Source organism: Bacillus sp. FG16 (assembly GCF_057809515.1).
This window is the reverse complement of record NZ_JBMDKC010000226.1, coordinates 1-1,717: the sequence shown is the minus strand read 5'-3', so window position 1 is coordinate 1,717 and position 1,717 is coordinate 1. Positions and strand designations below refer to the sequence as shown.

At 35.1% G+C, this 1,717-nt stretch carries 2 protein-coding genes; both read right to left on the bottom strand.

The features are described from left to right. On the bottom strand, positions 1-802 hold an 802-nt coding region (locus tag ACODS7_RS31790; RefSeq protein ID WP_243169444.1), incomplete at its 3' end, for a S8 family serine peptidase. A gap of 299 nt (positions 803-1,101) precedes the next feature. Next, positions 1,102-1,332: a helix-turn-helix domain-containing protein gene (locus tag ACODS7_RS31785; protein WP_243169445.1), complete on the bottom strand. Its 231-nt coding sequence runs from the start codon at positions 1,330-1,332 to the stop codon at positions 1,102-1,104. Positions 1,333-1,717 lie beyond the last annotated feature (385 nt).

Genomic DNA, 1,717 nt, shown 5'->3' with positions numbered 1-1,717 from the left:
CGGCTACAATTACAGCTCCTTTATTCCACGCGTATTGAATGGCTTGTTGTAAAGCAGTACCTCCATTTGATGCCCCTAGGCTTAAGCTAATTACTTTTGCACCTGAATCAGCAGCTTCTTTAATCCCTTTTGCTACATTATCCAGTGTCCCGCTACCTTGATTATTTAATACGCGTACAGCATAAATAGATGCTTGAGGAGCCACTCCTGCGATTCCAATTTTATTATTTGTTAGGGCAGCAGCGATGCCGGCACAATGTGTACCATGTCCATTACCGTCATCAGATATATTGTCATTATCCACATAATCATGTCCATAAATCACTTTAGAAGTTAAATCAGGGTGTGAACTTTGAACACCTGTATCCACAATTGCAATTTTGACACTTTTATCACTTCGTTGTGTATCCCAAGCTTGAGGAGCTTGAATACGTATTAATCCATATTGTTGTTTAAAAGAAGGATCGTTCGGTGTCCATAATGCATGGAAATAATAATTGGGTTCTACATATTCAACATCTGGATTGTTTTTATACGCCTTCATTTTTTCTTGTACGGTACCTTTATTAAACTGAACAACTTCAAAACCTAACGTATCATCTTTTGAAAGTATAGTCGTACCAACAGACTTGTGAAAGTTTTGGATATTCTTGAGGGATGGGGAATCTTTAAATTTTACAATGAGTTGGTTAGGAACATAGTCACCATGTTTTGTGTCAGCTTTTGTTGCGGAAGTAAAGGGAAAGAAACTAAACAGGAATACGAATAAAGAGGTGAAGATGTAACAGAATTTCTTTTTCATGCAATTTTGCCTCCTTTGATTTACACTTCCTTTCAATTGTATAGTTCGGTGTTAAAATTTATATCTTGTATCATGAAAATAACTTTTTGTAAAAGATAGATTTGGACAAAAAAAGACACCTCCCCAGTGAGGTGTCTCTCATGTTGTGATTCTCTAGATGACATTTATAGTATATCCAACATTATTGAAAAATAGAACTTTTTATTGAGTGTGGAATTGAAATATAGTATGTTGCAAATTCAATACTCTAAATGAATTGCTATAAGAAGTCCGTCTCCTATCGGAGGTGGATTTTTTGTTTACATATCCCAAAAATGGGTGATTTTCTTATTCTTCTCATGTATTCGTACGATTTTCATTATTTTTTGCATGGTGTTTGGTGACGGAATGTAATCTTTGTCATTACATAATTGTCCTAATGTATTTCGGTTTACCTTACTTATTTTTGAAAATTCTTGTATTGAGTATTCGTATTTCGCTAAAAACTTAGCAAGTTTAGTTTTGTGCCTTCCAATCCCTCTTCCCCACATACCTTTATTCCTCCAGTATACTTTTTAATCATCTTGTCCAAAATGCAAAAAACTATACGCAGTTGCAAAAATAAATGTGCATATTGTCCAAGCTCTTTCCAATATGATGTACCAAGGTAAGAAAAGTTCCAATTACCAAAGCAGCTATCAAGGTAGGAACAGTTGATTTTACCAAGGTAGGTATCATGGTATGTTTTTGCTTTCTACCGTGCTAGCTGCCATGGTTCCTATCAAGGTAATACTACCATGGTAATGGGTGCGTAAAGCGTTATTTTACTTGCATTTTATATTCTGTTTATAAAGGAGCGAAAGAAATGAACAGCAAGATGGCATCATCAGAAGAAACTTGTGAGTATTGTAAATGTTTGTTATCCGATTGGTTGTT